24 protein-coding genes are annotated in these 25,647 nt (G+C 35.4%); 17 read left to right on the top strand and 7 right to left on the bottom strand.

Annotated elements, in window-relative coordinates; translation table 11 throughout:
* Positions 1-31 precede the first annotated feature (31 nt).
* Together JO950_RS01030 and JO950_RS01025 are read left to right on the top strand one after the other, a co-directional pair.
* Entirely contained in the window at positions 32-655 is a 624-nt protein-coding gene (locus JO950_RS01030; protein WP_202700656.1) for a bifunctional nuclease family protein, read from the top strand.
* A 115-nt stretch (positions 656-770) separates the two neighbouring features.
* Complete coding sequence (locus JO950_RS01025; RefSeq protein WP_017498364.1) at positions 771-1,622, top strand: thymidylate synthase; 852 nt, start codon at positions 771-773, stop codon at positions 1,620-1,622.
* 39 nt (positions 1,623-1,661) lie between these two features.
* Here the strand turns inward: JO950_RS01025 and JO950_RS01020 are convergent, their stop codons facing one another.
* Positions 1,662-1,958 carry an isoamylase early set domain-containing protein gene (locus tag JO950_RS01020; protein ID WP_202700655.1) on the bottom strand — a complete coding sequence of 99 codons (297 nt, stop codon included), beginning with the start codon at positions 1,956-1,958 and terminating at the stop codon, positions 1,662-1,664.
* A 236-nt stretch (positions 1,959-2,194) separates the two neighbouring features.
* Between JO950_RS01020 and JO950_RS01015 the strand changes: the two genes are divergently transcribed.
* The 4 genes from JO950_RS01015 (at position 2,195) to JO950_RS01000 (ending at position 5,047) form a co-directional block, all read left to right on the top strand.
* On the top strand, positions 2,195-2,539 hold the full coding sequence (locus JO950_RS01015) for a 2TM domain-containing protein (RefSeq protein ID WP_202700654.1): 345 nt from the start codon (positions 2,195-2,197) through the stop codon (positions 2,537-2,539).
* 11 nt (positions 2,540-2,550) lie between these two features.
* On the top strand, positions 2,551-3,033 hold the full coding sequence (locus JO950_RS01010; protein WP_202700653.1) for a dihydrofolate reductase: 483 nt from the start codon (positions 2,551-2,553) through the stop codon (positions 3,031-3,033).
* Between the two features lie 570 nt (positions 3,034-3,603).
* Positions 3,604-4,335 carry a bifunctional demethylmenaquinone methyltransferase/2-methoxy-6-polyprenyl-1,4-benzoquinol methylase UbiE gene (gene ubiE, locus JO950_RS01005; RefSeq protein ID WP_202700652.1) on the top strand — a complete coding sequence of 244 codons (732 nt, stop codon included), beginning with the start codon at positions 3,604-3,606 and terminating at the stop codon, positions 4,333-4,335.
* 1 nt (position 4,336) lies between these two features.
* Positions 4,337-5,047, top strand: a complete 711-nt coding sequence (locus JO950_RS01000; RefSeq protein ID WP_202700651.1) for a porin family protein — start codon at positions 4,337-4,339, stop codon at positions 5,045-5,047.
* A gap of 9 nt (positions 5,048-5,056) precedes the next feature.
* On the opposite strand, the gene JO950_RS00995 is transcribed toward JO950_RS01000, so the two are convergent.
* Positions 5,057-5,785, bottom strand: coding sequence for an RNA methyltransferase (locus JO950_RS00995; protein ID WP_202700650.1), 729 nt, complete (start codon positions 5,783-5,785; stop codon positions 5,057-5,059).
* 37 nt (positions 5,786-5,822) lie between these two features.
* Here JO950_RS00995 and JO950_RS00990 point away from each other — a divergent pair, with 37 nt between their 5' ends.
* From JO950_RS00990 to JO950_RS00970, 5 genes are all read left to right on the top strand, one after another.
* Positions 5,823-8,384, top strand: a complete 2,562-nt coding sequence (locus tag JO950_RS00990; protein WP_202700649.1) for a BamA/TamA family outer membrane protein — start codon at positions 5,823-5,825, stop codon at positions 8,382-8,384.
* Positions 8,385-8,443: 59 nt separating this feature from the next.
* Positions 8,444-9,511 carry a class II fructose-bisphosphate aldolase gene (fbaA, locus tag JO950_RS00985; protein ID WP_017498372.1) on the top strand — a complete coding sequence of 356 codons (1,068 nt, stop codon included), beginning with the start codon at positions 8,444-8,446 and terminating at the stop codon, positions 9,509-9,511.
* 83 nt (positions 9,512-9,594) lie between these two features.
* On the top strand, positions 9,595-10,449 hold the full coding sequence (gene accD / locus JO950_RS00980; RefSeq protein ID WP_070905905.1) for an acetyl-CoA carboxylase, carboxyltransferase subunit beta: 855 nt from the start codon (positions 9,595-9,597) through the stop codon (positions 10,447-10,449).
* A gap of 714 nt (positions 10,450-11,163) precedes the next feature.
* Complete coding sequence (locus JO950_RS00975; RefSeq protein ID WP_202700648.1) at positions 11,164-11,562, top strand: helix-turn-helix domain-containing protein; 399 nt, start codon at positions 11,164-11,166, stop codon at positions 11,560-11,562.
* A 54-nt stretch (positions 11,563-11,616) separates the two neighbouring features.
* Entirely contained in the window at positions 11,617-11,985 is a 369-nt protein-coding gene (locus JO950_RS00970; RefSeq protein ID WP_202700647.1) for a DUF5004 domain-containing protein, read from the top strand.
* 323 nt (positions 11,986-12,308) lie between these two features.
* On the opposite strand, the gene JO950_RS00965 is transcribed toward JO950_RS00970, so the two are convergent.
* Positions 12,309-13,355, bottom strand: a complete 1,047-nt coding sequence (locus tag JO950_RS00965) for an NAD(P)-dependent alcohol dehydrogenase (RefSeq protein WP_237732250.1) — start codon at positions 13,353-13,355, stop codon at positions 12,309-12,311.
* 98 nt (positions 13,356-13,453) lie between these two features.
* Entirely contained in the window at positions 13,454-14,701 is a 1,248-nt protein-coding gene (locus tag JO950_RS00960) for an ABC transporter permease (RefSeq protein ID WP_202700646.1), read from the bottom strand.
* Between the two features lie 166 nt (positions 14,702-14,867).
* Here JO950_RS00960 and purH point away from each other — a divergent pair, with 166 nt between their 5' ends.
* From purH to rodA, 6 genes are all read left to right on the top strand, one after another.
* Positions 14,868-16,394, top strand: a complete 1,527-nt coding sequence (purH, locus tag JO950_RS00955) for a bifunctional phosphoribosylaminoimidazolecarboxamide formyltransferase/IMP cyclohydrolase (RefSeq protein ID WP_202700645.1) — start codon at positions 14,868-14,870, stop codon at positions 16,392-16,394.
* Positions 16,395-16,448: 54 nt separating this feature from the next.
* Positions 16,449-17,477, top strand: coding sequence for a rod shape-determining protein (locus JO950_RS00950; protein ID WP_017498379.1), 1,029 nt, complete (start codon positions 16,449-16,451; stop codon positions 17,475-17,477).
* A gap of 108 nt (positions 17,478-17,585) precedes the next feature.
* Positions 17,586-18,410 carry a rod shape-determining protein MreC gene (mreC, locus tag JO950_RS00945; protein ID WP_017498380.1) on the top strand — a complete coding sequence of 275 codons (825 nt, stop codon included), beginning with the start codon at positions 17,586-17,588 and terminating at the stop codon, positions 18,408-18,410.
* Positions 18,403-18,909: a hypothetical protein gene (locus tag JO950_RS00940; RefSeq protein ID WP_026110182.1), complete on the top strand. Its 507-nt coding sequence runs from the start codon at positions 18,403-18,405 to the stop codon at positions 18,907-18,909. The genes mreC and JO950_RS00940 overlap by 8 nt, the downstream gene beginning before the upstream one ends.
* Complete coding sequence (mrdA, locus tag JO950_RS00935) at positions 18,906-20,870, top strand: penicillin-binding protein 2 (protein WP_202700644.1); 1,965 nt, start codon at positions 18,906-18,908, stop codon at positions 20,868-20,870. Before JO950_RS00940 ends, mrdA begins: the two co-directional genes overlap by 4 nt.
* Positions 20,871-20,885: 15 nt before the next feature.
* The gene (gene rodA, locus JO950_RS00930; protein ID WP_202700643.1) at positions 20,886-22,121 is read left to right on the top strand and encodes a rod shape-determining protein RodA; all 1,236 of its coding nucleotides are present in this window, start codon (positions 20,886-20,888) and stop codon (positions 22,119-22,121) included.
* Between the two features lie 202 nt (positions 22,122-22,323).
* Here the strand turns inward: rodA and JO950_RS00925 are convergent, their stop codons facing one another.
* The 3 genes from JO950_RS00925 to JO950_RS00915 all read right to left on the bottom strand — a co-directional run bounded on the left by JO950_RS00925 (position 22,324) and on the right by JO950_RS00915 (position 25,597).
* Complete coding sequence (locus tag JO950_RS00925) at positions 22,324-23,004, bottom strand: DedA family protein (protein WP_017494825.1); 681 nt, start codon at positions 23,002-23,004, stop codon at positions 22,324-22,326.
* A gap of 129 nt (positions 23,005-23,133) precedes the next feature.
* Positions 23,134-23,475, bottom strand: coding sequence for a heavy-metal-associated domain-containing protein (locus JO950_RS00920; protein WP_202700642.1), 342 nt, complete (start codon positions 23,473-23,475; stop codon positions 23,134-23,136).
* 115 nt (positions 23,476-23,590) lie between these two features.
* Positions 23,591-25,597, bottom strand: coding sequence for a TonB-dependent siderophore receptor (locus tag JO950_RS00915; protein ID WP_202700641.1), 2,007 nt, complete (start codon positions 25,595-25,597; stop codon positions 23,591-23,593).
* Between the last annotated feature and the right edge of the window lie 50 nt (positions 25,598-25,647).

Genomic DNA, 25,647 nt, shown 5'->3' with positions numbered 1-25,647 from the left:
AGGCAATAATTGCCCTTTTTTACCCATATATATGAGTCTAGTAAAATTATCTATAAAAGGAATTTCATACAGTCAAACTCAAAATGGCGCTTATGCCTTAATTTTGAATGAAGTTGATGGCGAAAGAAAATTGCCTATCGTTATTGGTGCTTTTGAAGCACAATCGATTGCTATTGCTCTGGAAAAAGAAATTAAACCTCCGCGTCCCTTAACGCACGATTTGTTCAGAAACTTCGCTGAAAGATTTGATATAGTCGTAAAACAAGTAATTATTCACAAACTTGTGGATGGTGTTTTTTATTCCAGTTTAATCTGCGAAAGAGACAAAATCGAAGAAATTATCGATGCCAGAACTTCTGACGCCATTGCATTGGCTTTGCGATTTAATGCTCCGATTTTTACTTACAAAAACATTCTGGACAAAGCGGGAATTTATTTAAAATCGAATACGGCAGAAACCGATCAGGGATCTCAGGAAATCGACGATGTACTTTCGAATCCGGAAACTTTTGGACGTGAAGAGGAAAGCAATCAATCCGGAGATATTTATTCCAAACATAGCTTACAGGAACTAAACGAACTTTTAGACCAGGCTGTTTCTCAGGAAGATTACGAAAAAGCAGCTAAAATTCGAGACGAAATTTCGAAAAGATAATTTAAGGCTATAAGCCGTAGGCATTAGGCCGTAAGCTTTAAAGCCCGAAACATAAAAAACAAGCTATAAGTTTTTAGGATAAAGCCTAAACTTAAAGCCTAAAGCTTAAAGCACCATGAAGCAATACTTAGATTTGGTACGACACGTTTTAGACAACGGTTGCCAAAAAGGAGACAGAACAGGAACGGGAACCAAAAGTGTTTTTGGCTACCAAATGCGATTTGATTTAAGTGAAGGTTTCCCAATGGTTACCACCAAAAAACTACACCTAAAATCAATCATATATGAATTGCTTTGGTTCTTAAAAGGTGATACCAACGTAAAGTACCTTCAGGAAAACGGTGTAAAAATTTGGGATGCCTGGGCAGACTCTAATGGCGATTTAGGCCCTGTTTACGGACATCAATGGCGCAATTGGAACAGCGAAGAAATTGATCAGATCTCTGAATTAATTACTGAGTTAAAAACAAATCCAAACAGCCGAAGAATGCTGGTTTCAGCATGGAATCCTTCGGTCCTGCCGGATACTAAAAAATCATTTGAAGAAAATGTAGCCAACAACAAAGCAGCTTTACCTCCTTGCCATGCTTTCTTTCAATTTTATGTCACAAGTCCTGACACCGAAAAAGGAGAAACAAAAGGAAAACTTTCCTGCCAACTGTACCAGCGAAGTGCCGATATATTTTTGGGAGTTCCGTTTAACATCGCCTCTTATGCTTTATTAACCTTGATGATTGCACAGGTTTGCGACTTGGAACCCGGAGAATTCATTCACACATTTGGAGATGCCCACATTTACAACAATCATTTTGAGCAATTAGAACTGCAACTTACACGTGAGCCGAAACCGTTACCTAAGATGGTTTTAAATCCGGAGATTAAAAACATTTTCGACTTTGATTACAATGACTTCACACTTTTAGATTACGAACCGCATGCCGGCATAAAAGGAAGTGTTGCTGTATAAAACATAAAAAAATCCGCTTAAAATTTTAAGCGGATTTTTTTATACTACCAACACGCTGTTTTCGCTTCCGGCATAATCATTCCACTTATACGAATCCGCCTCCGGATCGTTTTCATACACTCCGTCCACTACGTATTTAAATTCGTAAATCGCGTCTTTCACCAAATCGTAAGTAGCTTTAAAAGTTCCATTTTTCAATTTACTTAAAACTCCTTCCTCGGGATTCCAATTGTTAAAATCCCCAACAACCGCCGCCGAATTTGCATCTTTTGCATCTATTGTAAAGGTGACTTTACACACGGGTTTCGTTTTTACAAACTGTTTCTTTAAAGACATAACTATTTAATTTTTAGATTCATAGACTAAATTACATAAATTCATCTGAACTCACCTCACCTCTGTAATCGTTTTATGATTATATCAAAAACACTCCTTATTTTTTTTACTATCGATAAATAAATCCATATAAAATTTTGGATTTCAAAGCGTTAAATCACTTTAATAGAAATATTCCCCAATCTAAATGGATCATTACAAAATAAATTTTAACTTTATGACCTCATTTATATCTTATGGAAAAGGAAGTACACGAACAATACGAGTATGCCAGAAGAAGAATCAGACAAAAGAAGGTTCTTTATTTTCATTTTGTGCTTTTTATTCTAGGGAGTTTATTTTTATTTATCGCCAATCGATTCTTTGGCCTTGGAGCCACCAACGGGCAAGACTGGTGTATTTGGGCCATAACAATCTGGCTTTTTATCTTCATTTTACATTTTATAAAAGTATACATCACAGACCGGTTCATGAACAAAAAATGGGAAAGAGAACAAATTGACCGGCTTGTTGCTTTACAACAGAAAAGAATTAGTCAGTTAGAATCGAAAGTAAATGAAGATTCTGAAAATAAAATTTAGTTTAGAATACCATGATTATAATGATAGCGGCTGTTGCCGAAAATAACGAACTGGGAAAAAACAATGAATTAGTTTGGCATCTACCGAATGATTTTAAAAGATTTAAATCGCTCACTACCAACCATCATATTATTATGGGGAGAAAAACTTTCGAAAGTTTCCCAAAACCTTTACCCAACAGAGTACATGTTGTAATAACTCGTCAAAATGATTACCATCCGGAAGGCTGTATTGTTGTTGATTCTATCGAAAAAGCGATAGCCGTATGCCCTAAAGACGAAGACTCTTATATTATTGGAGGGGGCGAAATCTACAATCTTGGTTTACCTTATACCGATATTATCGAAGTTACCAAAGTACATCATACTTTTGAAGCAGATGCTTTCTTTCCTAAAATCAATGAAAATGAATGGCAGCTTGTTGAATCGGAAGAGAATTTTAAAGACGAGAAGCACCTCTATGATTATACGTACGAAACTTATATCCGAAAATAAAAAAACATCCTCTTTTGGAGGATGTTTTTCAAAAACAATTGACCTTCTAAATGGACTCACTCAGGAAATAGCTTTGATAAAATAACAAATATTAAAAATAACATTTGAAATAATTAAATAACACTGTTTGTTGAGATATAATCTCAAGGGACGCCTTTAATAACAAATACCACTAAGATATTAAAGGCAAATTTCCAAAAACAAATTTAATCCTAAGAACGTATTTCACACTTTTAAAAAATAGAGTATTGACCCCAAAAACAATACCTCTTTAACTACTTTCCTGACAAACTTAAGCACAAGTGCAAAAATAATACTCAGTTACTTTGAGCCATTTATAACGATCAATCTTTTAAACTTCATCATTATTACTGTGACAAAAGTGCATATAAATCCATGGTTCCACAATACCCACTTTTAGTGATTTTTTCAAAATAACCATTTTTGGTGATGCTAAAAAAATTTGATATCCAACATCAATCCCCCCTACTTTTAAAACAATTAAAACACAAAATAAAAAACCCAATTACAGTTAAGACAGATTGTATTATATTTGCGTAAATTAAAATAATGTCTGAAAAAATAACTCCATATAAAGACTCTTCTTTAGGTAAAAAAGAGCAGGTTGCCCAAATGTTTGACAACATCTCCGGCAACTATGATAATTTAAATCGTGTGATCTCATTTGGAATTGACACCAAGTGGCGGAAAAAAGTGCTCAAAATTGTTTCGGATACAAAACCAAAAATCATTCTTGATATTGCAACCGGAACCGGTGATCTTGCCATATTAATGTCGCAGACCAATGCTGAAAAAATTATAGGTTTAGATATTTCAGCCGGAATGCTTGAGGTAGGAAAGAAAAAAGTTCAGGCAAAAGGGTTATCTAATACTATAGATTTAGTTTTGGGAGATTCTGAAAAAATTCCTTTTGACGACAATCATTTCGATGCCATAACAGTTGGATTTGGTGTTCGAAATTTTGAAAACCTGGAAAAAGGATTTGCAGAAATTCTAAGGGTTTTAAAACCAAATGGTGTTTTTGTAATTCTGGAAACCTCGGTTCCGGACAAAACACCATACAAACAAGGCTATAAATTTTACAGCAAAAACATCCTTCCCATTATTGGAAAACTCTTTTCTAAAGACAATTCAGCTTATGGTTATTTATCTGAATCTGCTGCAGTTTTCCCTTACGGAGAAGCTCTGAACAATATTTTAAGAAAAATTGGGTTTATAGATGTTGTAGCAATGCCTCAAACTTTTGGTGTTGCAACCATTTATTCTGCCTCTAAAAAATAGTATGAAAAAAATTGTAGTCTTACTTCTATTAGTCTTATCGACGCAAGGATATTCGCAATTTGCTAAAAGCATGTTCAGCAAAGATCCTATCATTAATCTTGAAAACTGGCAAAAACAACGCCTGTATTTCGGTTATTACCTTGGGTTTAATAGTTTTGACTTTAAGTTTGACTACAAATCTCCCGGTCCCGATGTTCAAACAAAAAAGACTACCGGTTTTAATGTTGGTGTTGTAGCAGATTTAAGATTACAAGAATATATTAATCTTCGTTTTGAACCAGGATTGTACTATACCAAACGTGACTTGCATTACCCAAATTTGCCTTTGCAAAAAGACTACCTTAGGGAAGTAAACAGTACGTATATCCACTTTCCTTTACTCTTAAAATTCTCGGCATTGCGTACCGGAAACATTCGTCCTTATTTAGTTGGCGGAATGTCTTCGACACTTAACCTATCCAGCAATGCTAAATCAAAAGACGACAACTTCGAAGGGAAATTCAGAGTAAAACAATGGACTGCCGCTTATGAGCTAGGTTTTGGAATAGACATTTTCTCTGAGTATTTCATCTTCTCTCCTTCTATTCGAGGAATGTTTGGAATTTCAGACGAGTTAATTCGCGATAATCCGGCAAACGGACCTAGCCCTTGGACTGACAATATCGATTCTATGAAATCAAGAGCTATTTTAATAAATTTTACTTTTCATTAAAACAAATACTTAACTATTTCGTTTAAACTCACTAAGAATAATTGCTGTTGCGGTAGCTACATTTAAACTTTCTGTTTTTTGCAGCTCTCCAAATCTTGGAATGGTAAGTCGGCTTGTAACCATTTTTTCAATTTCCGGTGAAATCCCGTTGGCTTCATTACCCATGATAATGATTCCATCCTGAGGAAGATCGGTTTTATAGATGTTTTCGCCATCCATAAAAGTTCCAAATACAGCTAATTTTGTTTGAGCTATAAACGTTTCGAGATCAACATAATTAACATTTACTCTGGTAATAGACCCCATGGTTGCCTGCACCACCTTTGGATTGTAAATATCGACGGTTTCTTTTGAGCAAACAATTTGCTTGATCCCAAACCAGTCACAAAGGCGCAAAATGGTTCCTAAATTTCCGGGATCACGAATATCGTCTAAAGCCAAAATTAAGCCCGAATCGATTATTTTATTTTCGGCAGGAATTTTAAAAACAGCCAAACAGGAATTAGGAGTAGATAAAGCACTTATTTTTTTAAGTTCCTGCTCATAAATTAAAGTTCGCTTTGAAGAATGAACCTCTTCAAAATCATTTAGAGTCGTGTATAAATGCTCTAGTTCAAAATTGGATTGCAACAATTCTTGAATTACTTTTACTCCCTCGGCGAAAAACAATTGATTTGCAAAACGTTGCTTTTTTTGATGTAACCCTGAGATAAGCTTTATTTGGTTTTTACTAACCATAAAATAATGTACTTTTGAATTAAATATTTAAGAACACTTGAAAAAGAATTCCACAAAAATAATAGCATTTATCCTAATAGCAATATTTATTTGCGCTTGTAATGCTGTAAAAAGAGTTCCTGATGGAAAAAACCTTCTTGTTAAAAATACTATTCTTGTAAATGGCAAGTCAACTAACGACGAAACTGCCTTCAATCAAATGTACCAAAAACCAAATGGTACCCTATTAGGATATCGTCTTCGTTTGAATTTATACAACCTTGCCAATTTAAATCCGGACTCAACCTATAAAGCTAAATTCAAAAACAATCCGGGTTTGTACGAACGCCAGTCAAAACTTTTATCTGCGAAACAAGTAGATCGTCTGGGACAATCCTTTATGTACAAAGGTATTCATGAATTTCTAAAAAGCACCGGTGAAGCTCCGGTAATTATTGATACTGCGAAAACAAAGAAAACACTCCTTCGTCTAAAATATTATTATTTCAACAGTGGTTATTTTAAAGTTGCAACAGATTATAATATTGACAGTGTTGGAAGAAAAAAAGCGAAGATAAACTACAATATTACAACCGGACCTGCTTATACTTTAGACACTATCAAAACGAAAATAATGACTCCTGCGTTAGACTCGTTATACAAAGTTAATCCTGACCCTTCGGTTTTAAAATCAGGAAAACAATACAAAACCGTAGATTTTGAAGAAGAAAAAAATCGTCTTACCACTTACTTTAGAAACCACGGAGCCTATTATTTCCAGCCTACTTATGTGACTTTTGATATTGATACTATTGGCAAAAAAGACAAAGCCAATGTAACTTTGATTGTAAACAACAATAACATCCAGGGAAGAGATTCAAGCAGAACAGAGCCTTTTAAACTGTACAAAATTAGTGATGTCAACATCTACACTGATTATTCTGCAACAAATGCAAAAAATAAAATCACAGACAGCACCACCTACAACAACTTTAATCTATACAGTTATAAAAAACTAAAATACAGACCACGAGCCATTACCGATGCGGTTTTCATCACCAAGGGAAGTACTTTTTCAGACACCAGAACTACTCTTTCCTCAAGATATCTGAACAATCTGAAAATTTTCAATTATCCGTCTATTCAGTATACAGTCGACAAACGCGACTCAACTGCGCAGTCCTTAATTGCTAATGTCTATCTTACTCCAAGAAAAAAATACAGCTTTGGAGCTACTTTTGACGTTACACATTCTAACATTCAGGATTTTGGTATTGGAGCAAGTATTTCCGAAACTATTCGTAACGTTTTTAACAGAGCCGAAACTTTGGAAATTTCTACGCGATTAAATTTAGGGTCATCCAGAGATATGGCGAACCCCAACAACAATTTCTTCAACGTTTCTGAATATGGTCTCGATTTGAAACTAAATTTCCCAAGGATCTTATTGCCTTTTGGAACAGAAAAAATTATTCCAAAAAGAATGATTCCTTCCACCAGCGTTGCTGCAGGTTTCTCTAAACAAAGAAATATTGGACTGGACAAAGAAAATTTCACAGGAGGAATCGCTTACAACTGGTCTCCTAAACGAGGGAATACGGCAAAATTTGAACTCCTTAATGCACAATTCGTACGAAATTTAAATCCGGATAACTACTTTAACGTTTATAGAACATCTTATAGAGAATTAAACAATATTGGTACGATATACAATAAAAATGAGGATTATTATAACAGTCCGGACGATCGAAACCTAAGCATTCCCAAAGGGACTACCGGGTTTACCAATGATGTGTTGTCCCCCAATTCTAGCTTAATCCTTACGGATCAGGCCTATAAAGATGTAAAAAGCATCGAAGAAAGAAGAATTCGTCTGACCGAGAATGACTTTATTCTGGCCACCAGCTATACTTTTACCAAAACCACAAAAAAAGATCTTGCCGATAATACATTCTATCAGTTTAAAACCAAAATAGAATCAGCCGGTACTTTGTTATCTGCTATTTCAAACATTGGGAACTTTCAAAAAAATGACAAAGGCAATTATGAAATTTTTAATCTGGAATATTCAGAATACATCAAAACTGAATTTGATTATATCAAACACTGGGATTTTGGAAAAGAAAAAGTACTGGCCGTAAGAACCTTTTTCGGAATTGCGGTTCCATTTGGAAATTCAAACTACATCCCGTTTTCACGAAGTTATTATGCAGGAGGTTCAAACGACAACCGCGCATGGCAGCCCTATTCTTTGGGTCCCGGAAGCACAAATGCCGCAAATGATTTCAACGAGGCCAATATGAAAATTGCCATGAGTGCCGAGCTTCGTTTTAAAATTTTTGGCGCCGTTAAAGGAGCCATCTTTGCAGATGCCGGAAATATCTGGAATGTGCTCGATAATGTGATTGATGAGAAAGCAAAATTCTCTAGCGTAAACGATTTAGCTGAAATTGCACTAGGTACAGGATTTGGTTTACGATACGATTTAAGCTTTTTTGTTATCCGTTTAGATATGGGCTTTAAGACCTATAACCCAGCACATGAGAAGGGAGATCGCTGGTTTAAAGAATACAATTTTGGGCACTCGGTTTTAAATTTTGGAATAAATTATCCATTCTAATGCTAATTAATTCTTATTTTTGCAACCTAAAAACTAAAAACAACTAAAAAAAAATTACAATGGCACACAATATTAAACCGGGAGTAGCTACGGGAGATCAGGTTCAGGAGATCTTTAATTATGCGAAAGAAAAAGGATTTGCATTACCTGCAGTAAATGTTACTGGTTCAAGTACAATCAATGGAGTTCTTGAAACTGCAGCAAAATTAAATGCACCGGTTATCATTCAATTTTCAAACGGTGGAGCACAGTTTAACGCTGGAAAAGGACTATCTAATGCAGGTGAAAAAGCAGCAATCGCTGGTGGAATCGCCGGAGCAAAACATATTCATACTTTAGCAGAAGCTTACGGAGCAACCGTAATTCTTCATACTGACCACTGTGCAAAAAAATTATTACCTTGGATTGATGGTTTATTAGATGCTTCTGAAAAACATTTTGCAGAAACAGGAAAACCATTATACAGTTCTCACATGATTGACTTATCTGAGGAGCCAATCGAAGAAAACATCGAAATCTGCAAAGAATATTTGGCAAGAATGAGTAAAATGGGAATGACATTAGAAATCGAACTTGGTATTACAGGTGGTGAAGAAGATGGTGTTGACAACTCTGACGTTGACAGTTCAAAATTATATACTCAGCCAGAAGAAGTTGCTTATGCTTATGAAGAATTATCTAAAATAAGCCCTAAATTTACAATTGCTGCTGCTTTTGGAAACGTTCACGGTGTTTACAAACCAGGAAACGTAAAATTAACTCCGAAAATCTTAAAAAACTCTCAGGATTTCGTTCAAAACAAATTCAACACGGGTCATAATCCGGTAGATTTTGTTTTCCACGGAGGTTCAGGTTCTACTCTTGAAGAAATCAGAGAAGCAATTGGATACGGAGTAATCAAAATGAATATCGATACCGATTTACAATTTGCATACACAGAAGGAATACGTGATTATATGGTTAAAAACATTGACTATTTAAAAACTCAAATTGGTAACCCGGAAGGTGCTGATGTTCCAAACAAAAAATATTATGACCCAAGAAAATGGGTACGTGAAAGCGAAGTAACGTTCAATACAAGACTTGAGCAAGCTTTTGCAGACTTAAATAACGTAAATACACTATAAATTTTAGATTTCTGATTTTAGATTTTAGATTTTTCAAAGTCTAAAATCTAAAATCTAAAATCTAAAATCTAAAATCTAAAATAATGGCTTGGTTTAAAAGACAGGAAAAAGGGATTACGACCGCTACAGAAGATAAGATGGACGTTCCGAAAGGATTGTGGTACAAATCTCCAACAGGAAAAATTATTGATGCTGACGAATTAGCCCGAAACTTATTTGTAAGTCCTGAAGATGATTTTCATGTTCGAATTGGAAGCGCAACCTATTTTGAAATTTTATTTGACAATAATGAGTTTGTTGAATTAGATAAAAACATGACTTCTAAAGATCCTCTGCATTTTGTGGATACAAAAAAATATGCAGAACGACTGAAAGACGTTATGGAAAAAACTCACCTAAAAGACGCTGTGCGTACCGGAGTGGGAAAATCTAAAGGAAAAGAACTTGTAATTTGCTGTATGGATTTCGCCTTTATCGGTGGATCTATGGGAGCTGTTGTAGGTGAAAAAATTGCCAGAGGTATTGATCACGCTATCAAAAACAAACTACCTTTTGTAATGATTTCTAAATCTGGTGGAGCTCGTATGATGGAAGCTGCTTATTCTTTAATGCAATTAGCAAAAACATCTGTGAAATTAGCGCAATTAGCAGAAGCTAAATTACCTTATATCTCTCTTTGTACAGATCCAACAACCGGAGGAACAACTGCATCCTATGCCATGTTAGGAGATATCAACATTTCTGAGCCAGGCGCGTTGATTGGTTTCGCCGGTCCGCGTGTAGTTCGTGACACAACTGGTAAGGATTTACCGGAAGGTTTCCAAACTGCCGAGTTCTTATTAGAGCACGGTTTCCTTGACTTTATCACGCCAAGAAAAGAATTGAAAGACAAAATCAACTTGTATATCGATTTGATTCAGAATAACGAAATTAGATAGTTTTTAAACTTCTAAAACGATTAAATCCCAAGAAATTGCTTCTTGGGATTTTTTTATTTTTATAACCAACAAAATATGCCGTTCCTACCGACATTTCATTCCTGCGGAATTTTTATCGGCGTGCAAAAACCAATCCTAACTTCGACGCGATAAACTACCGACGTTTCATTCCTACGGAATTTTTATCGATGCGCAAAACCCAATCCTAACTTCAACGCGATAAACTACCGACATTTCATTCCTACGGAATTTTTATTGATGCGCAAAACCCAATCCTAACTTCAACACGATAAACTACCGACATTTCATTCCTACGGAATTTTTATTGATGCGCAAAACCCAATCCTAACTTCAACACGATAAACTACCGACATTTCATTCCTACGGAATTTTTATCGGCGTGCAAAAACACAATCCTAACTTCAACACGATAAACTACCGACGTTTCATTCCTACGGAATTTTTATCAATGTGTAACTTCAACATGATAAATCATATTCTTACCGACATTTCATTCCTACGGAATTTTTATAACTAACAATTTTAAGAACAACTAATTAATACTTGTCTGAAAAATTGTATTTTTGCTTTACATACATCAATCTATTATAATAGCTTTAACCCAAACGAACTATTAAAAATGTATCTCACAATAATTGATGTGTTTTTTACCAAATTCCATTTTTATTAAAGCTTTTTAAATATCTTTGAATTATGAGTACAGCAACAAAACCAAATCACATAGGACGAAAAATTAGTCGTATTCGTGAACTTAAAGACATGAAACAGGAAGCTTTGGCTCAGGCTTTAGGAACCTCTCAGCAAACTGTATCCACAATAGAAAACAGCGAAACCATAGACGATGCAAAACTCGCAGAAGTAGCCAAAGCTCTTGGCGTAAGTGTTGAGGCTATAAAAAACTTTAACGAAGAAAATATGATTAGTTATTTCAATAATTTTTACGACAACAGCTGTAATGGAGCAAATGGAATGTTTCATGCAAATTATTGCAATTTCAATCCATTAGATAAAGTCATTGAACTCTACGAACGTATGCTTCAGGCTGAAAAAGAAAAAGTCGAATATTTAGAGAAAGTACTGAAAGAAAAATAAGCCCTTTCAAAAATATATTTGTTCCTCAAAATCTAACTTTAAAATCGTAACCTTATGAAAAAGATTGTTTTTCTAGCACTAATTATGTTAGCTTCACTTTCCATTCAGGCACAAACGTCAAAAGAACTTATTGGAAAATGGCAACTGGTAAAACTTACCAAAAACGGAACAGAAAAAGATATAAAAGAAAAATTCAAGAGTGATCAGGTGTTTCAGATCTTTAATGAGGATGGAAAATTTACAGGAATCGTAGGAGACAAAAGCACCAACGGCAAATGGAAACTTTCGAAAGACAACAACACCTTAACTGTTACCGTTGATCTTATTCCTGTAAAATTTCAAATTGACTACTTCGACAGTCAGAAACGTGTTATTACCCACGAGCAGCTTGGCACTTTAGAATACAAAAAGGTAAACAACTAACACGATAAAAAATCCTTACTTAAACCACATACAAGATTCAATAAAGACAAAAGTCTGTGAAGCTCTAAAACAAGCTTTACAGACTTTTCTTTCATACGATTAAGCTCCGAAGGAGCATTATTCTATAACCAAAAATATTCAATCCAAGCAAAAGCTCCAACGGAGCGACATATCAAACAATCAGCTACCCGAACTAAAATTTATACCAAATCTTCAAAATAAAAAACTCTTCGAGCCTTGCGTTTAAATCTTAATCGCAAGGCTCGCAAAGTTTACACAAAGAAAAAGACCTTTAAACCTTTGCCTCTTTGAACCTTATAAAACTACCTCAAAGAAGCCATATCAATTACAAAACGATACTTCACATCGCTTTTATTCATTCGGTCGTAAGCTTCATTAATATACCCCATATCGATAATCTCAACATCTGAAGTAATATTATGCTCGGCGCAGTAATCCAGCATTTCCTGAGTTTCTCTGATTCCTCCAATTAAACTTCCTATGATACTTCTTCTTTTCATAATTAAAGTAAAAACAGGAATTTCAGCAGGTGCAGGCGGAGCACCTACTACGATCATGGTTCCGTTTGTCGTTAACAAATTCAAATAGGCATTATGATCGTGTTTGGCAGAAACTGTATTCAGAATAAAATCGAAACTATTGGCAAGCGATTCCATTGTTTCCGGATTTGAGGTTAAAGCAAAATGATGCGCACCTAACTTTTTAGCATCGGCTTCTTTGGAAGGAGAGTGGCTTAACATCGTAACTTCGGCACCAAAAGAAACTGCAAACTTCACAGCCATATGACCTAAGCCCCCAAGTCCTAAAACTCCAACTTTATGTCCTTTACCAACTTTTAAATAACGCAAAGGCGAGTAAGTCGTAATTCCGGCGCATAATAACGGGGCAACTCCTTTGATATCGAGTTTCTCAGAAACGTGAAGCGTATAACTTTCATCTACAATAATACTGGTTGAATATCCTCCCTTGGTCGGAATATCCGTTCCTCTCTCTACACCATTGTAAGTTCCGGTCATTCCTTCATCACAAAATTGCTCTTCACCGGACTGACAGCTTGGACACACTCTGCAGGAATCTACAAAGCACCCCACTCCCGCCAGCTCTCCAATTTTAAACTTAGAAACTTCGCTTCCAACAGCTACAATTCGGCCTACAATTTCATGACCGGGAACTAAAGGGTAATTTACAGGGCCCCAATCCCCTTTTGCGGTATGAATATCGGAATGGCATACCCCACTATACAAAATTTCTATCTGAACCTGATGGGCACCTACTTCTTTTCTTTCAAACGTGTAGGGTTTTAACGGATTAACAGCATCATAGGCTGCATAAGCTTTAACTGGTATCATCGTATCGCTTTTTAAATTAGGGTATTAAAATTACGATAAAATTCAACAGCAGAGCCAAAATAATAACGGTTAAAAATTGATTTTTTTTAACAGAATGCTTACATCCCGGTTCGAATGGCTTCAACCGGATCCAGATTTGCAGCAGATATCGCAGGTAATATTCCTGAAACCAAACCAATAAATGCGGCGAGAGTAGTTCCTAAAATTATATTCCCGAAACTAAGAACAAATTCAAAATCAAGCACTTTTGTTAAGACCAGTGCAATTCCCCAAACCATCACCAAACCTATTATTCCACCAATAACAGAAAGAATTACTGCTTCAAACAAAAACTGAAATAAAATGAATCGGTTTTTAGCTCCCAGTGATTTCTGAATTCCGATTAAATTGGTTCTTTCTTTTACAGATACAAACATAATATTGGCAATTCCAAAACCACCGACCAAAAGAGAAAATCCACTGATAATCCATCCCACAACATTCATCTGTCCTAAAATTCCATCTATAAAATCGGTAAATCCGGAAAGTACATTAATAAAGAAATTATCCATTTCTCCGGCTTTCATACCACGAATAGCTCTTATTTTTTGTGCCACCTGTGCCTTATAAGCATCCATGTCAATCCCTTTTACAGGCTTCACAACAATTACGGGTGTCATGGCATCACTATCACCATACATTCGGCGTAAAAAATTGGATGGCAAATAAACCGATGTATCATTACTGTCGCCAAAAAAACCCGCTCCTTGTTTTGCAATTACACCAATTACATTAAAACGTTGTCCGTACAAACGGATACTCTTGCCAATGGGATCACTTGTACCGAAAAGCCCTTCAGCAATTTCGTAACCCAAAACAATAACAGCCGCACCGGAATTCGACTCAGATTCGGTATAAAATCTCCCCTTATCAAAACTTAATCCTTCAATATCTACAATTTCATTCGACGAAGGGATAATATTTACATCACTTACAGTTTTTGAATCGTATTTTAAACTTTCGTGTTTTACAAAAAGCTGATACGCCACCTGATCCGTATTGGTCAATGAATTTTTCAGCCCTACATACTCATCGTATTTCACATTTGGAAACTGATCTCTTTTCCATTGTGGAATTTCAGAAGGTCCAAAACTAAACTTCATTAAATAAATTGTATTTTTATCTAAGCTACTCAAATCTTTAGAAATTTTACGATCTAAAGAATCGACCGCTGCCAAAACAGCAATAATCGAAAAAATTCCGATCGTAACACCCAATAACGACAACAACGTTCGCAGTTTATTATTTCGCAGCGCATTTACGGCAAAACCTAAACTTTCTTTTAATAATCTTAGATAGACAAGCATATAGTCGTATTTTTCAATAAAGTAAAATTCAATAATTTAAAATCAAAAACCTAATAAAAGTTAACTTACTCATCAGTAGATTTTTTTAGCATAATGTTACATTAATTTTCTTTAAAATAATATATAAAAAAACTACTTTTGCAGTCTCAAAAATCATAACTACACGATGAGCACAACTAAAACAATACAATCGGCATTAATCTCTGTTTTTTCAAAAGACGGCTTAGAGCCAATCGTTAGAAAATTACACGAACAAAACGTAACACTTTACTCGACCGGAGGAACCGAAGATTTCATAAAAAACCTTGGCATTCCTGTTGTTCCTGTTGAAGACATTACTTCTTTCCCTGAAATTCTTGGAGGAAGAGTAAAAACACTTCACCCGAAAATCTTTGGTGGAATTTTAAACCGTCAGGATAACGAAAGTGACGTTCAGCAGATGAAAGAATTTGATATTCCTCAGATTGATTTAGTAATTGTTGATTTGTATCCGTTCGAAAAAACTGTTGCTTCAGGTGCAAGTGAGCAGGATATTATTGAAAAAATTGACATTGGCGGAATTTCTTTGATCCGTGCCGGTGCTAAAAATTTCAAAGACACTGTAATTGTTGCTTCGGTAAACGAATACAGCCTGCTTTTAGATTTGATTACAGAACAAAATGGAGCAACTACTCTTGAAAACAGAAGATTATTGGCTACCAAAGCATTCCACGTTTCGTCTCACTACGACGGAGCTATTTTTAACTATTTCAACACTGACGAAACCATTTACAAAGAAAGTATTGCAGATGGTCAGGTTTTAAGATACGGTGAAAACCCTCATCAAAAAGGATTCTTCTTTGGCGATTTTGACGCTATGTTCAAAAAAGTTCACGGAAAAGAATTATCATACAACAACTTATTAGATGTTGATGCAGCAGTAAACTTAATTAATGAGTTCAAAACTGACGGCCCAACATTTGCCATTTTAAAACACAATAACGCTTGTGGTTTAGCTTCAAGAAAAACAATTAGTGAGGCTTATTTAGCAGCGTTGGCATGTGATCCAACATCTGCTTTTGGCGGAGTTTTGATTTCAAATACTAAAATTGATGTGACAACAGCAGAAGAAATCAATAAATTATTCTGTGAAGTAGTAATCGCTCCAAGTTATGACGAAGAGGCAATTACAATACTACAAGAAAAGAAAAACAGAATCATTTTAATTCAAAATGAAGTTGAATTACCAACAAGACAAGTAAGAACATGTCTTAACGGATTGTTAATTCAGGACAGAAATAATATTACAGATACTAAAGAGCATTTAAAAACCGTTACTATTACTGAGCCTACAGCTGAAGAAATAGAAGATTTGATATTTGCTTCAAAAATTTGTAAAAACACCAAATCAAATACAATCGTATTTGCTAAAAACGGAACATTAATTTCGTCAGGAACAGGTCAGACTTCAAGAGTTGACGCTTTAGTTCAGGCAGTTGACAAAGCAAAAGCTTTTGGATTTGATTTAACGGGCGCTTCGATGGCAAGTGATGCATTTTTTCCATTTCCGGATTGTGTAGAATTAGCCAAAAAAGCAGGAATAACTGCTGTTATTCAGCCAGGAGGCTCAATAAAAGACGAATTAAGCATAAATTATTGCAATGAAAACAATCTTGCAATGGTATTTACGGGAACACGTCATTTTAAACATTAATTTGTTTAACTTTGTTCAAAATAATTTATAACATTTTAAACCCCTAAAAAACTTATGGGATTTTTTGATTTCATGACCGAGGATATTGCGATAGACCTTGGTACCGCAAACACTTTAATCATACATAATGATAAAGTTGTTATTGATAGTCCGTCGATCGTTGCACGTGATAGAATATCAGGCAAAATCATTGCTGTTGGTAAGGAAGCCAATATGATGCAAGGTAAAACGCATGAAAACATCAAGACCATAAGGCCTTTAAAAGACGGTGTAATTGCTGATTTTGATGCTTCGGAAAAGATGATCAACATGTTCATCAAAAGCATTCCGGCATTGAAAAAACGCATGTTTACTCCGGCTTTAAGAATGGTGGTTTGTATTCCATCCGGTATTACCGAAGTAGAGATGAGAGCGGTAAAAGAATCTTGTGAGAGAGTAAACGGAAAAGAAGTTTACTTAATTCACGAGCCAATGGCAGCAGCAATTGGTATTGGTATCGATATCATGCAGCCAAAAGGAAACATGATTGTTGATATTGGAGGTGGTACTACAGAAATTGCCGTTATCGCATTAGGTGGAATTGTGTGTGACAAATCTGTGAAAATTGCAGGTGACGTTTTCACAAATGATATTGTTTATTACATGCGTACGCAACACAACCTTTTTGTTGGAGAAAGTACTGCAGAGAAAATAAAAATTCAAATTGGTGCCGCAATCGAAGATTTAGATGGACCACCAGAAGACATGTCAGTTCAAGGTAGAGACTTACTTACAGGGAAACCAAAACAAGTAGATGTTTCCTACCGTGAAATTGCAAAAGCACTTGACAAATCGATTCAACGTATTGAAGATGCGGTAATGGAAACATTATCTCAGACTCCGCCAGAATTAGCAGCCGATATCTACAACACAGGTATTTATTTAGCTGGTGGTGGATCGATGTTAAGAGGTCTTGACAAACGTATTTCGCAAAAAACAGATTTACCTGTTTATATTGCTGAAGACCCATTAAGAGCTGTTGTTCGTGGAACCGGAATGGCACTTAAAAACATTACAAAGTTCAAAAGTATCTTAATCAAATAAGATCCATAATAACAATCAATATATTTTCTCGGAGCCAAATTTAAACATTTGGCTCTGATTAAATTTGAAACCAAAAGCATATCCTGAAACAAAATAACCATACAAGAAATGCAGCAAATTTTTAATTTCATTATAAGAAACAGTAATCGATTGCTGTTTTTGCTGCTTTTAGGTATTTCGTTGGCACTCACAGTTCAGTCTCATTCTTACCACAGAAGCAAAATAATCAGTTCGGCTAATTTTCTAAGCGGAGGTGTTTATGAAAGAATCAATCGCGTAAATGAATATTTGAATCTAAGAACTGAAAATGACGAACTTGTACTTGAAAACGCAAGATTAAAAAGTCTATTATTCAACAAACAAGACACCACAAAACTACCTTTGGCAGACAGTGTAAAAGGAGTTAAACCTGCGGATATTATTGTTTCAAAAGTAATTCACAACTCCTATAACACACACGAAAACTTCATCACGCTTAACTCAGGGGCAAACGATGGCGTTAAACCGGATATGGGGGTAATCAATAGCTTAGGAATTATTGGTATTATTGATGACACATCACCAAGATACGCAACTGTTGTAAGTATTTTGAACACAAAATCTCAAATCAATGCCAAGATTAAAAAGTCAAATCATTTTGGATCATTGACCTGGGACGGTAAAAGCACCGGATTTGCACAGTTAAAAGATGTTCCAAGATTAGCTTCGATCAGAAAAGGTGACACCATCGTAACCGGAGGACAATCTGTAATTTTCCCTGAAGGAATCAACATTGGAACGGTTGACAAGATCTATATTGAGAAAAACACAAGTTACTACGTTATAAATGTTAAACTGTTTAACGATATGACCAACTTGGGACACGTATACATCATCAAGAGCAAGGACAGAGAAGAACTTATTAATTTAGAAAACAAGGAGAAAAATGAATAGCGCTTTGTTACTCAATATTTTTCGATTTATTATGTTACTAGCAATTCAGGTTGTTATTTTCAATAATATGAATTTTTTAGGGTACATAAGTCCCTTCCCATATATCTTGTACATTATTTTGTATCCGGTAAACAGCAACCGAACAGGTTTGATTGTATCCAGCTTCTTACTTGGAATTATTATGGATATGTTTTGTAATTCAGGAGGAATTCATGCAGCAGCATGTCTTGTACTAGCTTATTACAGGCCTTACATTTTTAAATTCTCGTTTGGACTCAGTTACGAATATCAAACTATTAAACTGAATGACTCCTTAACTCCCGAACGATTTTCATTTATTTTAGTTTCTGTTGTATTACACCACATCGTGTTATTTATTCTCGAAGCTTTTCAATTTAAATTTATTCTGGACGTTTTACTTCGAACGTTATTTAGTTCGATTTTTACCATAATCACCTCAATTATCATAATTTACCTTATTAAGCCTAATAAACGATGAGAAAAGTTTTGCTGCCCTCTTTAATTATTATTGCAGCATCCTTGCTAGTGATCAGGATCTTTTATTTACAGATCATCGATGATTCGTTTAAGTTAAAATCCGAAAATAATGCCATAAAGAAAAAATATGACTATCCGGAAAGAGGTTATATTTATGATCGACATGGAAAATTATTGGTTGCCAACCAGGCTTCTTATGACATCATGGTGATTCCGAGAGAAATCAAAGAAAACCTTAATATTCCTGAATTCTGTACTTTATTAAACATTACCAGAGAAGAGTACGACAAAAGAATTGCCAAAGCCAAAGTATACAGCCCAAGACTGCCTTCGGTATTTTTAGCACAGCTGAACAAAAATGAGTTCGCCGCTTTTCAGGAAAAAATTAGAAAATATGAAGGCTTTTATTTTCAAAAGCGTTCCCTTCGTGACTATGAAGTAGATTATGGCGCCAATATCTTTGGCTTCATCACACAGGTAAACGAGCGATTAATTGCCAAAAACCCATATTACAATAGTGGAGATTTGATTGGAAAGCAAGGTGTTGAAGAAAGCTACGAAGACATCCTTAGAGGTATTAAAGGTGTAAAATACATTCAGAAAGACAAATATAACAGAGAAATTGGCTCTTACAAAGAGGGTAAATACGATACTATCGCCGTAGCGGGAGAAGACATCAATTTAACAATCGATGCCGAACTTCAAAAATACGGAGAAGAATTAATGATCAACAAAAGAGGAGGAATTGTCGCTATCGAACCTAAAAGTGGAGAGATTTTGGCATTGGTAACTGCTCCTTCTTATGATCCCGGAATTTTAGTTGGAAGACAACGATCTAAAAATTACACCCTTTTATATCACGACTCTATTGCAAAACCATTATACGACAGAGGACTTTTAGCAGAGTACCCTCCCGGTTCTCCGTTTAAAATCCTTACCGGTCTGGTTGCTTTACAGGAAGGCGTTATCAACGAACAAACGACTTTTATGTGCCACCATGGGTTTAGCTATGGTAGAGGCCGTTTTATGAAATGTCACGGTTTTGGCCCTCATCAATTACACAATGGGATTTACAACTCTTGTAATACCTATTTTGCACAATCTTACATGTTAACCATTAACAAATATAACAATCCTGCTAAGGCGGTAGATGTTTGGAGTGATCACATTAAAAGTTTCGGCTTGGGACAATTTATGGGCTATGACCTGCCAACAGGTAAGAGAGGAAACATTCCAACATCAAAAACATATAAAAGAATTTACCCGAACGGAGGCTGGAGAAGTACAACTATCGTATCGAATGCTATTGGCCAGGGAGAAGTTCTAATGACTCCTATCCAACTAGCTAACATGATGGCAACGGTCGCCAATCAGGGATACTATTATACCCCTCACATCATTAAAAAGATCGAAGGAAAGAAAATTGATGCCAAATTCACCACTAAACATGTCACCACAATTGACCAAAAATATTTCCCACCAGTTATAAGTGGTTTATTTGATGTGTATAACAAAGGAACAGCTTATGCCCTTAGGGTAGAAGGCATTGATATTTGTGGAAAAACGGGTACTGCGGAAAATTTTGCAAAAATTAACGGCAAAAGAACACAGCTTAAAGATCACTCTATATTTGTGGCTTTTGCACCAAAGGATAATCCAAAAATTGCCATTGCCATTATGATTGAAAATGGAGGATTTGGAGCTACAGTGGCAGGTCCGATTGCCAGTTTAATGATTGAAAAATATCTGAGACATAAAATCACCAGGACCGATTTAGAAACAAGGGTTTTAAACAAAAGCTTAGCCAGCGAGTATGCAAAACTGGGCGGTATGAATGAAGCCAGTGCCATTGAATCTACACCAAAAGATTCTACTTTAAAAGCTAAAATTGTCCCCGTTAAACCGGTGACACCTAAAGCAGAAGTTAAAAAAACAGTATCAGACACCACTAAAAAGAACTAACAAAGATTATTTCAAATGAAAAATCAAAGTGTAAAAAATAACATTGACTGGATAAGCGTTTTTATCTACATTTCGTTGGTGATATTAGGGTGGCTCAATATCTATTCTTCCTCATTATTGTCAACCGAAGGAACTTACCAAAAGCAATTAATCTTTATCGGATGTACCATTCCTTTGATTTTTGTGGTGCTTTTTGTAGATGGAAAGTTTTACGAGAAATATGCGACTATTATTTTTGGCGTTTCACTATTGTCCTTAGCCGGTTTGTTCTTATTCGGAAAAACTATTGCCGGGCAAAGATGTTGGTACGCTATTGGCAGCTTTACTTTGCAGCCGTCTGAGTTTGCCAAAGCAGCCACTTCATTGGCATTAGCCAAATATTTAAGTGATACACAAATCAACCTGAAAGACACTAACAGGCAGCTTCAGGCTTTGGCGATTGTATTTTCACCTGTATTATTAATTTTACCTCAACCCGATCCGGGAAGTGCCTTAATTTATAGTATTTTCATCATTGTATTGTATAGAGAAGGGCTGCCATCCTGGTACGTATGGACTGGATTTATTACAATCCTATTGTTTGTATTGACACTCGTACTGGAACCTTATGTAGTGATTTTAATTGCCTTGGGAATACTAACAATCATACATTTCAAAGGAAGAGTAGTTGACCGAAATATCATCTTAAGCGGTATCCTTTTAGCCGTCATTTCAGCTTTTGTTTTCTCTGTAGATTATGTTTTCGATAATGTTTTTAAACAGCACCACCGTGACCGTTTTAATATCTTATTAGGAAAAAGTGTTGACATGAAAGGTATTGGATACAATACTAATCAATCTGAAATTGCTATTGGATCCGGGGGATGGATTGGAAAAGGTTTCCTTGAAGGAACTCAAACCAAAGGAGGATTCGTTCCTGAACAACACACCGATTACATTTTCACAACGGTTGGTGAAGAATGGGGTTTTGCAGGGTCTTTAGTCGTAATCTTGCTTTTTGCCGGTTTATTTCTGAGAGTAATCTATCTGGCTGAAAGGCAAAAAACAAAATTCAGCAGGGTATATGGATATTGCGTTGCCGGAATTTTGTTTATACACTTCTTTGTTAACATTGCCATGGTTATTGGAATTTTCCCAACAATTGGGGTTCCTCTGCCTTTCTTTTCGTATGGAGGTTCCGGACTCTGGGGATTCACAATTCTACTGTTTATCTTCTTAAAAATGGATGCTAATAAGGTGAATGAATGGTAGTTTTCTTAAAGATGCTAAGCTTCTGAGATACTAAGGGGCTAAGTTTTTTTAGGTTCATAAGGATTGACAGTTTGCAGATTCTTTTAGATCCCACATTTCACATTTCACATCTTACAACTCACATTTCACAAAAGAAAAACCTATTACATAAAAAAAGTCCGAAACTTAATTGCTTCGGACTTTTTTATAGATTTTATTTGAATTATATCTTTTCGCTTGGTCTCTTTTTAAAGAGTTTTATCAATACCGGAAATGTAGATATGATAACAATTATAATAATGATGTATTCGATGTGATGTTTTAAATCTATTCCTTCTTTCAAAAACACTCCATACAGGTAGTGTCCGGCGAAGATCAGTATAAACGACCATAAGAAAGAACTTAGAACATTAAAGAACATGAATTTCTTTTTATCCATCGAAACTATCCCTGCCACAATAGGGGCGAAAGTTCTGAAAATTGGAAGAAAACGTGCATAGATAATTGCTTTTCCACCGTACTTCTCAAAGAAGTCTTTTGATTGCAATAAATATTTTTTCTTGAACCAAAAAGAGTCTTCTTTTTTAAACAAATAATAACCGCTTTTGGCACCAAACCAATATCCGGTCATATTTCCTAAAACTCCCATTATAGCAACCAGAGTCGAAAGTATAAATACATTAAGAAAATCTGTTGGTATATCAACAACATTCTGCATTAAGTCACGACTGTAAATACCTGCTAAGAAAAGTAAACTGTCTCCCGGAAGAAAAAATCCTGCAAAAAGTCCCGTTTCAGCAAAAACTATAAAGAGAACAATAAATAAACCAATTTGAACCCCTCCAATGCTTAATGTTATATAAAATTCAGGGTTGATTAATTGAGTCCAATCAAAATTATTCATAAATGCGCTTGGTTATATTTATAAGGTGGTGAAATTAACAATAATTTGCTTCAACCACAATTAAAAGCCATATTTTAAAGATAAATTAACTATTAAAAGCCCGGATACAAACCCGGGCTCTTTTGTTTTTTATTCTCTTACATATTTGCAGCAGGAATGTAGATTATCATAATCAGCATCCGTGGCTTTAACCTCTTTAGTATCATGTCCTACCTTAGCGATAACGGCATTCAAATCTGCTGTAGATGATTTTTCTTCGTTCAAAATCACTGCAAGCTGATGCGTGTTAATATCCCAAACCGCCGATTTTACACCCGGAACACTAAAAGCGGCTTTTTCAATACGCTTTTTGCATTGCTCACAAGTACCGTTTACCTCAGTTGTATACTTTAAATATTTATTCTTTTTAGTTTGAACCTGAGCTGAAAATCCTAAAAAAGCTACTAGTGCAATTAAAATTATTCTGTTCATCTTGTTTATTATTTAATGTTATTTTTTTTTGTTATGTGTGAAATGTTTTATGTGAGATGTAAGATGATTGAATAAAATTTTCGTGTCTCCGTAATTCACATTTTACATTTTACCTCTATTTTATCTTAAAACGCAATCCCGCGTAATACATCTGTCCAAAAATAGGAGCGTACGCAACAGAAGCATCAAAATTAGGGCCAAATGGATCTGAAGCTCCTAAAATAGCTTTTTGCTGTTTGTAATTCCCAATGTTCTCCCCTCCTACATATACTTCAAAAACAGGAGAAAGAATTCGCGTTACCTGAACATTCATCACCGCATACGAAGGCGAAAAATCAGGAAACTGATCTGCAGTCGGGTTTGACGCTGTATAAGGCAATTGTTGTTTTCCGGACCAGTTAAATGTATAATCAAATTTCCATTGCTTACCATCATTTACTTGGGTTTCATATTCCAGATTCCCCAGAAAACGATGCTTCGCCTGTAACGGTCGCTGAAAAGTTCCTCGCAGATAATCCGTTTGAATGTCGTAATATTTATAAGCTGTTCTTAAATTCAGATTATGAATCAATTCGAAATTAAACTCTGCCTGAAAGCTATTGGCAAAAGAACTTCCTTTTAAATTATAAAACAAGACATCCTGCGGACTCTGCATCAGATCTACAACGGCCTGATTCTGAAAATCGGTACGATAGAAATCAAATCCAATTTCGGAATTTTTATTAAAAAGACGGAATTTCTGAGAAAAACTTACCCCATAATTCCATGCAATCTCAGGATTCAATCCGTAAATTTTCCCACCTTGATCCAAAATTGAAAAAGTTCTCGAACTTGCAAATAGCTGCTGATTCTCGGCAAAAATATTAGCGGAACGTTTTCCTCTTCCTGCCGAAACACGAAGCACTCCATTTTTCCATGGATTGTATCGCAGGTGCAGACGCGGCGTAACAAAAACTCCCAATCGATTGTGATTGTCTACCCTACCTCCTAAAATCAAACTAAAATTATCCGTATTATCATAAGTGTATTCGAAAAATGCTCCCACAGAATTATCGATTCGGCTGTAATCGTTTGCGTTTACAAACTCCTGATACTGGTCGTAGGCAAAATTTAATCCGGTAGAAAACTTGTGCTTCGTATTGTTGATAATCGAATTAAAAATTAAGTTCGAATAAAAACTATTTTGTCTGATATCATAAAGACTCAGTCCAAAGTAAGAGTTTTGATTATGGGTATTAAAAGCATTCTGAAAACCGATACTTTGATACGGCATATCTTTAAAAACATATCCAATTTTTGTAGAAACATCAAAACGTTCTGTATTGATTTCTGAACCCCAGTGATTTTTTGTTCCGCGATCTGTATTCTTGTCAAAATCCAATTCTCCGGTCTGTTTTTTATCATTCATATACCTGAAATTGATAAAACTTACTAAACCACTATCAGGATTGTAATATTGGTAACGGTTCAAAACATTAATTTGTTTCCCAAGCGGATTATCTAAAAACCCATCGTCGTTCATATCGTTCTTTGCTACACGCGCATTACCATGAACAAACAAACTTGTCGCCCATTTATCCGACAGTTTTCTATTAAAATGAGTATTTAACTCAAAACGGGCATCTGTAGAGCCATAAGCATTTAAGAAAAACGGAATGTCGTTTAATGGTTTTAAAAGTTCGGTATTAATTTGTCCGGAAATGCTCTCATACCCATTGATAACACTCCCCGCTCCTTTTGTAATCTGAACACTTTCGATCCATGTTCCCGGGGTAAACGATAATCCGTAAGCTTGCGAAGCTCCGCGTACAGAAGGAAGATTCTCTTCGGTGATTAACAAATAAGGACTTGTTAAACCAAGCATTTTAATTTGCTTGGTCCCGGTTAAAGCATCTGAAAAATTCACATCAATCGAAGGATTTGTTTCGAAACTCTCGGCCAGGTTACAGCAGGCTGCTTTTAATAACTCCTTGCTGGTGATAACAGTAGTATTAGAGGTAAGCGTATAGGATTTTTTTATTCCTTTTTGCTTTTTTGTGATTTTTACTTCCTGCAAATCTTCTTGCGAAAACGCGGATACGGATAGCAAAAATGCGACAAAAAGCAGTATACTTTTTTGCATAAAAAAATGATTTAATGTTAAATAGAAGGCTGTTTCTATAGAATTTCTTC

This window comes from Flavobacterium sp. UGB4466 (assembly GCF_903469665.1).
Classification (GTDB): domain Bacteria; phylum Bacteroidota; class Bacteroidia; order Flavobacteriales; family Flavobacteriaceae; genus Flavobacterium; species Flavobacterium lipolyticum.
The sequence above is the reverse complement of the archived record's forward strand: the minus strand, read 5'-3'. Positions and strand labels throughout refer to the sequence as shown.